The sequence below is a fragment of the Sphingomonas bacterium genome (assembly GCF_028289855.1).
Lineage (GTDB): Bacteria > Pseudomonadota > Alphaproteobacteria > Sphingomonadales > Sphingomonadaceae > Sphingomonas.
This window is the reverse complement of the sequence record NZ_JAQGKZ010000067.1, coordinates 61,717-68,341: the sequence shown is the minus strand read 5'-3', so window position 1 is coordinate 68,341 and position 6,625 is coordinate 61,717. Positions and strand designations below refer to the sequence as shown.

Here is a 6,625-nt window from a genome sequence, read left to right as displayed (position 1 = left end):
CATGCTGGACGTCCAGCGCTGGATCGCGACCGACGACACCGACCATGCCGCAAAGGACATCCTGGCGCCGCATTTCCTCGACTATGTCGGGCCGACCTCGCTGCCGGCGTTCGACTACATTCTTTGAGCGAGCCAACCCATCGTGAATTGAAATAGCGATGGGCTAGCGGGCTTGAGCGAGGCATATCACGTCTGCTACCGGCTCGCACAAAGATCGGTGCATGTGTGCGACAGTGTCGGCATGATGGATTGATGCTTAAACGAACCATAACCGATCATTTTCTCAATCAAACGATTTACATCCTGGGTCTACCCGCAGTAAATCTCGATTAATAAATGGGGCTCGATTCGGGCGCACGGCCGAGACCCCGTATAACTCTTGATCGAAGTAGCTTTTTTCGACGCGGTTTCGAAAAGGTGGCCCGGTGCGCATCGCTATGGTCAGTCTTGTGCGGTTGTTGGGCGAAGCCGTCGCCCAGTCGCTATGCGCGCGCGACGCATCGCTCGACATCGCGCTGGTCCGCACCATCGACGAACTCGGCTACATCGCGCCGAATAATATGCCGTTCGATCTGGTCGTCGTCGACACGACGCAGGGACTCGACCTCGACGCCGTGCGGAATTTGCGGCGCGATCATCCGGGACTGCCGCTGCTTGCGCTCGGGTTGCGCGAGCAGGAGGCCGAGGTGCTGGCGCATGGCAGTGCAGGCTTCACCTGCTACGTCCGCCGTGAGGACGGGCTCGAGCGGCTGCACGCGATGCTGTGCGACGCCGTGGCCGGCCGGCTCGACTGTTCGCCGGAGATCGCCGCGTCAATGATGCGCGCGCTGTTTCGCAACGGTCCGGTCCCCGTTCCGATGCCCGATGCGGGCGGTCACCTCACCCGGCGCGAGGAGGAAGTGGCGCAACTGGTCACCCACGCATTGTCGAACAAGGAAGTCGCGCGCGAGCTGGGCTTGAGCGAATCGACCGTCAAGCACCACGTCCACAGCATCCTCGGCAAGCTCGGACTGGCGACCCGCGGCCAGTTGATGCGGCGGATGCGCGCCGACGGGCAATCCACGCCGCCGGCACGGATCGCGATCTAGGCCGGATCGTCCCCGCCGCCGCGCGACCGGGCGGTTTCCGCCCGCAGTCCGGCCAGGCGATACGGGAAATCGGACAATCGCCGGTCCACCGCGATCCCCGCCTGATTGAGCCGCGCCTCCACGTCCGCGAGCCTGCCGTTGGCTGCAACCACGCGCGCCGGATCGCCCGACAGCCCGTCCAAGATCGCCCGCGGCAACGCCTTGGCGAGCGACAGCATGGCGGGGATGGCATCGGGGGTCATGCTGGTATCGGCACGGACCGGGGCGCGTCTGGCGGCATCGAGCGATACCCGCATCCGCCCGAGCTTGCGGTCGATGCGGCGGCGAAGTTCGCCCAGCGCGATGCCGAACTCTTGGCTGGCCCAGGCTTGGGCTTCGTCCTCGGTGACTTCGTAGCGTGTGGCCCAAGTGGGATCGACCGTCGCCTCGTCACCGGCGAGCGAGATAATTTCGAGCGAACCGTGCGGCCGAACGGCAGCGTCAGGCGTAATGAACCGCCGAGTGCGGTCGGACGTGTGCCAGAGTTGTTCGTTCAGGGTCATGTCGTCCCTTTCATCGCACGGTCGACGACCCAACGGATGTCTTCCCATCCGTGCTCATCGCACAATAGATGAGCACCGTCGGTAATTGCCGCGGGTGCCTCTCCATAACGGAGCGCCATCCACCAAGCGGCCGCGTTTAGCGTCGTCCATGCCCGGTCCGGTTCGCCGCGCTCGTCAAGGACAACGGTCGCACTGGCATGGTCCGAGCCATCATAGCTGGTTCCTGCCGACACGAGCGTCTTGACCAATCCCTGCTGAACATCATCGAGCAGTGCCGAATCGCTGTCGGTAAGCGATGCCACTTCAACGAGCAGCGTCTCGCTCGATCCGCCATTTTGCCATGACCAACTCGGCTTCAGCAGGAGGCCTGTATCCAGACCGGCAAATCCTTCCAGCAACGGTATGAGCATTTCAGGCTCCTCACTTCCGCCGCGAACAGAAAGATCAAAGATGTGCGACCAGCTCAACGCTTGCCGGCACCAAGCACCATAGGCTTCAGGAGCGAAGACATGATCTTTTCCGGCCAATCGCGCGTCGAACCAGTCGGCAAAGGCAATAAAGGAGGGAGAAGGATCGATCCGACGCATAAGGCGGCTATGCGCGAGTTCGAACGCCAATCGGTCGTCGGATCGCTTAAATTCCTCGCGCGCCACCGAATTTTGCAGCACCGCTGCCAAAGTTTCGAGCGCGGGGCGTTCGCCGCCAAGGGCCGCATGCAAGCCGAAGCAGGCATCCGCCACCACGGGCCACGCCTCGCCAAGCTTGCGGGCATTGGACGGCGCATTCGTCAGACGGCGATGGAGCAAAAATGCGGGAAGCAATGTCCTCGCGTCCGATGACACGGTGGTCGCCTGTCCGTTTTCCACAAGTACGCCAGGCCACGCTTGCGGCGGCTGGCCGGGCATCGCAAGCAGACCAGCACCGACCAATCGGCTTCCCCACAAAATCAGGACGCCGGGAAAGGCCGTAGCGGACTCATGCGCGAGGACGTTCTGGCCAATTGCCTCGATGCCTAGGAGTTCACTTAGACAATCGGTCGCTTGAGCCTCGATTGCCGCCGTCCATTCGCTCAGCACCATGCCGCTTTCCTATGGCAGTTTGACAATGATCGGTTCCATGAACGCCGACCAAGTACGGTTAAATTCGCGATCCAGATCGCTCAACGCCTTCCTGCGGCCGGTCGGTGTTCCTTCCTCATGTTCATCCATCGCGAGTAGCACGATCGTACGCCCGGTCCGAAACGCTTCGGCGGGTGCTTTGCGCAAAACGGCGTTCAGAGGCTGGACCAAATCCGTCATCAGCACATCCTCAGAAAGTTTCGCATTTTGCTTCTCGGCCTTATCGAGGATCAGATCTACCGCCTGTATCTTTTCGTCATGACGTGCCTCACCCGGCTTGGTGTAATGCTTCTTGTCCTCGTTCTGCTTGTGGATATCGACCAGAAAGGCGCGCCACCCCGGTTTCTGCGGATTGACCGAGATGAAGGACTTGAACCCGTCGAGTTCACGCTCGGTCGTGCGTCGCGCCACGAGCAATTTTTCTTTGCCGGTCACGAGAGCGGCAAGCGCCCTCGCCATTTCGCTTGAATGAGCGCCCCCTTCCGCCTTGTGTGTGGTATGACTGAGCAGGATCGCGCTCAACCCCGGCCCCTCGCCATCAGATAGCTTGCCAATCACCTTCAAGGCATTTTCAATGCCCTCTTCGACTGCTTCGGCCAGTGGATCGCCCGCCCAGATACCGCCAGTGCAGCGTTTCTGCGCTTCACCGAGAAATTCCTTGATAACCTGCCCGAGCGATTTGGCCGGCACATGGTGAGATTCCTCTTCGCCGGCCTTGGGGTTGCGCGTGACAGGATGTTCGCCGGCAATCGGTTCGGGCAGCTTCAATGCATCGAAAATACGCACCAATATCACGGCTAACGAGCGCTCTTTCGCCTTAACCGAGTCGTTCTTGCCGGTCAGCTTTGCTTCTGGTTTGCCTGCTGCTTGGTCGGCTTGGACCGAATGAACGGTCTTAGCCAATGAGTCTATGTCATGATCAGTTTCCTTCAACGCCTTTTGGGCAAGCTCGACATCTTTGGGCAATTGCTTTCCCTTGTGTGCCTTCAGCGCCTTCACAACGGGCGCGCTTGCAAAGAAGTGATCGAGCCGCTGTTTGGCGCTTGCAACCATCACTACACCGTCGTCGCCATGCACCTCGATCCAGAGACGATGCGATTCTTCGCCGGCCGTAAAGCCGACCTCCTCACCGATTGAGCCGAATTCGTCGGCCCCATCCTTTTTCTTATCCTTCCCCCCGAGCCCGACCGCCGCGAGCAGCGCCTTGCCCTTTTCGATGACCCAGTCGAACGCCGCTTCGATCATTCCCAGGATCCAACCCTGGAAACTCTTAATCTGCTTGGCGACCGTCTTGGGCAGGTCGCCCAGGCTGAAATAGTCGGCGATGAACCCCAGCACCGGGGCGATCAGCATCTCCAGCCCTTTTTCGACCGCATTGGCGAAGCCGCCGATATTGCCCGCGATGATGTCGGCCAGCCCGTTCACGATCGTCTCGATCAGCGTGAAGATGCGCGCGGCGTTCTGGAACACCCATTTGAGCACGCGATAGATCGCCTCGATCGCCTGGAGGATCGCGCCGGCGGGGTTGAACAGCAACGCGATCCGGATCGCGACCTGCTTGGCGATCGCGGTGACCATATAGTCGACCGCCATCTGGATGACCTGGTCGATGATCGCTTGCGGATCGAGCTTCTCCTTGATCATGTCGAAGATGCCCTCGGGGCCCTTGTCGATCAGCACCGAGACCAGCGACCAGACCTTTTCGATCAGCGCGACGTTCTTCTCGCCGATCTTCTTGGCGATGATCTTGCGGATGTTGGGCCACGTGATGCCCATGATCTGGAGGAAGAAGGTGATGATGCTCCTGGGCGAAAAATCCTTGGGGATCTGGACGTCCTTCAAGTCGCCGAGCAGCCACGACAGGAAGCCGCGCACCATGTGCGTGCCGAAATTGTCGAAGAACTGGCTGAAGCCCTGGCCGATGCCGGCCATCAGATTGTTGGCGAAGCCCATCGGATCGTCGACGATGTCGCTCGCGACCTTCTTGATCTTGGCGATCACCGCCCAGAACGCCGGCGGCGAGATGCCGAGCAGTTCGAGCAGCCCCTCGATGATGAACTTGACCGGATCGTCGAGGAAGCGCTTGACCGCATTGACGATGCGCCCGACCAGCCCGCCGGCCTTCAGCCGCAACTCAGCGATCTGCTCGCGGACCTCGTCGACCGCCTGGCCGGCGCGATTGCCCAAATCCTTGTTGAACGATTGCTGGGTGTCGTGGACCTCCTTGCCGAGCGCGTCGAGCTGGCCGTTGAACTTGGCCTTTTCGCCGTCCGCCCACTTCTGCATCGATAGCGGCAACGCGCCGTAAATCTGGTCGAGGCGGTCGCGAGTCTGCTTGATCAGCGCCTCGCACGCATTGATGATCGAATTGACATAGGTCGAAATCTTCTTGAGCGAATCGATCACGCCGTCGGCGAAATGTTGCTCCGCCTTGTCGTAATCCTCGATCACCCAATCGGGCAGGCCGGTGAACCAGTCGCCGACCGCCAGCAATTTGCCGCCAACGCCCGAATGGCGATCCTTTATTTCCGCCTCGACGCCCGCCAGGTCGTTCTTGAACTTGGTCGTCAGCGAGTCCTTGGCGGTATCCCATTGCTGCATCGCGGTCGGGACGACCTCCTTGAGCATGGCCTTGACCAGCTCCTGCGTCCCGCCGATCGCGGCGGCGGCTTCGGACCCGGCCTGCTCGCGCATCTGGGCTTCGCTGCCGACCATCGCCTTTTTGTGATCGGTCGCCCGGCCCGAGGTTCCCGCGCGCGCGCCCGTCAGCGCGGCGAGCGCGCGCATCTGCAGCGCGCCCATGTCGGCATCGGCCTTGGCCAGTGCTTCCTTTTGTTGGGCGATCACCTTGCCCGGGTCGGTCTTGGCGAGGTCGTCAAGCTCGCCTTGCGCCTCGCGCGTCTCGGCCACGGGGCCGCTCTGGACCAGTGCGGCGGCGGGCTTGTTCATCCCCGCCGCATCGGCCCGCTGCCGCGCATCGCCGGCGTCCTTGTCGAGCGACACGTTGCCCGCCGGCACGGCGTCGGGTGTCGCCGTCCTGGCGTTAAGCGGTGCCGTAACCGCTGCAGCAGGCTGCGGCGTCAGCCCCGGTGTCGTCGGCGCGGGCACCGGCGTGGCATTGCCTTCCAGCGCCTTGTACCCGGTCTCGACCTTCTGGCTTTCGGACGAGATGTTCGCGTTGAGCGTAGCCCCGGCCTCGTTCGCCGCCGCGGTGGGGTCGGCTTCGGTCAGCGCGTCGTCATCCTTCGGGCGCTTTTCGCGAATGACCTCGCGGATGTGCTCGCACAGCTTGAGGATGTCGGGGCTGGGGGCGGCATGGACCTGGGCGATCAGCTTCGCACGCGCCTCGGCCAAGCGTTCGGCGGTCGGCGGCACCACCGCTTCATGCGCATCGCTGACCTGCGCGCCGCCATCGGGCAGCGTCCGCTGCGCGACGGCGGCGCTACCGGCGCGTGCCTTGACCCCGGCGATCCGCCCAAGCGTCGCCTTGGACGGCTTGGTCGGCGGTTCCGGGATGTGCAGCTTGACCTTGGTCTCGGCGGCCTGGTCGGGCGCCCCACCGTCCGCGCCGACCTCCTCTAGAGCAGGCGCCTTCTCTTTCCCGTCGCTGCCAGCGTGGCCGAGCTTCTTGTGCGCGCTGGGGCCACGTGCCGCGCCGTGGCCCGATTTGTCGTCCTTGTTGTGATGCGCCTGCTCCGAGGGCCGCTTGTCATTCGCACCCTGCCCATGGCCGGCCAGCATCTTGCGCACGCCGCTTGCGCCGATCCTGGTCTGCAACACCGCCGCGGCGGTGACCGGGTGCGGCCGTACCGGCGCACGCGCCGGGGTGGGCGCGGGCAGAGTCTTCGTGGCTTTGGCGGCACGCTCCACGCCTTTG

General features: G+C 62.7%; 4 protein-coding genes. 1 reads left to right on the top strand and 3 read right to left on the bottom strand.

Annotation, left to right across the window (positions count from 1 at the left end; all coding sequences use genetic code 11):
* Positions 1–425: 425 nt before the first annotated feature.
* Positions 426–1,088 (top strand): response regulator transcription factor, encoded by a 663-nt coding sequence (locus tag JWM94_RS07775; protein ID WP_299424582.1) that lies wholly within the window; start codon positions 426–428, stop codon positions 1,086–1,088.
* On the opposite strand, the gene JWM94_RS07770 is transcribed toward JWM94_RS07775, so the two are convergent.
* Genes JWM94_RS07770 through JWM94_RS07760 form a run of 3 tightly spaced genes read right to left on the bottom strand, consistent with a single transcriptional unit; the run spans position 1,085 to position 6,618 of the window.
* Positions 1,085–1,630 (bottom strand): hypothetical protein, encoded by a 546-nt coding sequence (locus tag JWM94_RS07770; RefSeq protein ID WP_299424579.1) that lies wholly within the window; start codon positions 1,628–1,630, stop codon positions 1,085–1,087. The genes JWM94_RS07775 and JWM94_RS07770 overlap by 4 nt on opposite strands.
* On the bottom strand, positions 1,627–2,709 hold the full coding sequence (locus JWM94_RS07765) for a hypothetical protein (protein WP_299424577.1): 1,083 nt from the start codon (positions 2,707–2,709) through the stop codon (positions 1,627–1,629). The genes JWM94_RS07770 and JWM94_RS07765 overlap by 4 nt, the downstream gene beginning before the upstream one ends.
* A 9-nt stretch (positions 2,710–2,718) precedes the next feature.
* Positions 2,719–6,618: a hypothetical protein gene (locus JWM94_RS07760; RefSeq protein WP_299424574.1), complete on the bottom strand. Its 3,900-nt coding sequence runs from the start codon at positions 6,616–6,618 to the stop codon at positions 2,719–2,721.
* Between the last annotated feature and the right edge of the window lie 7 nt (positions 6,619–6,625).

Coding starts and splice junctions, on each gene's coding strand:
- JWM94_RS07770 (WP_299424579.1), bottom strand. CDS start 1,630: ATGACCCTGAACGAACAACTCTGGCACACGTCCGACCGCACTCGGCGG.
- JWM94_RS07765 (WP_299424577.1), bottom strand. CDS start 2,709: ATGGTGCTGAGCGAATGGACGGCGGCAATCGAGGCTCAAGCGACCGAT.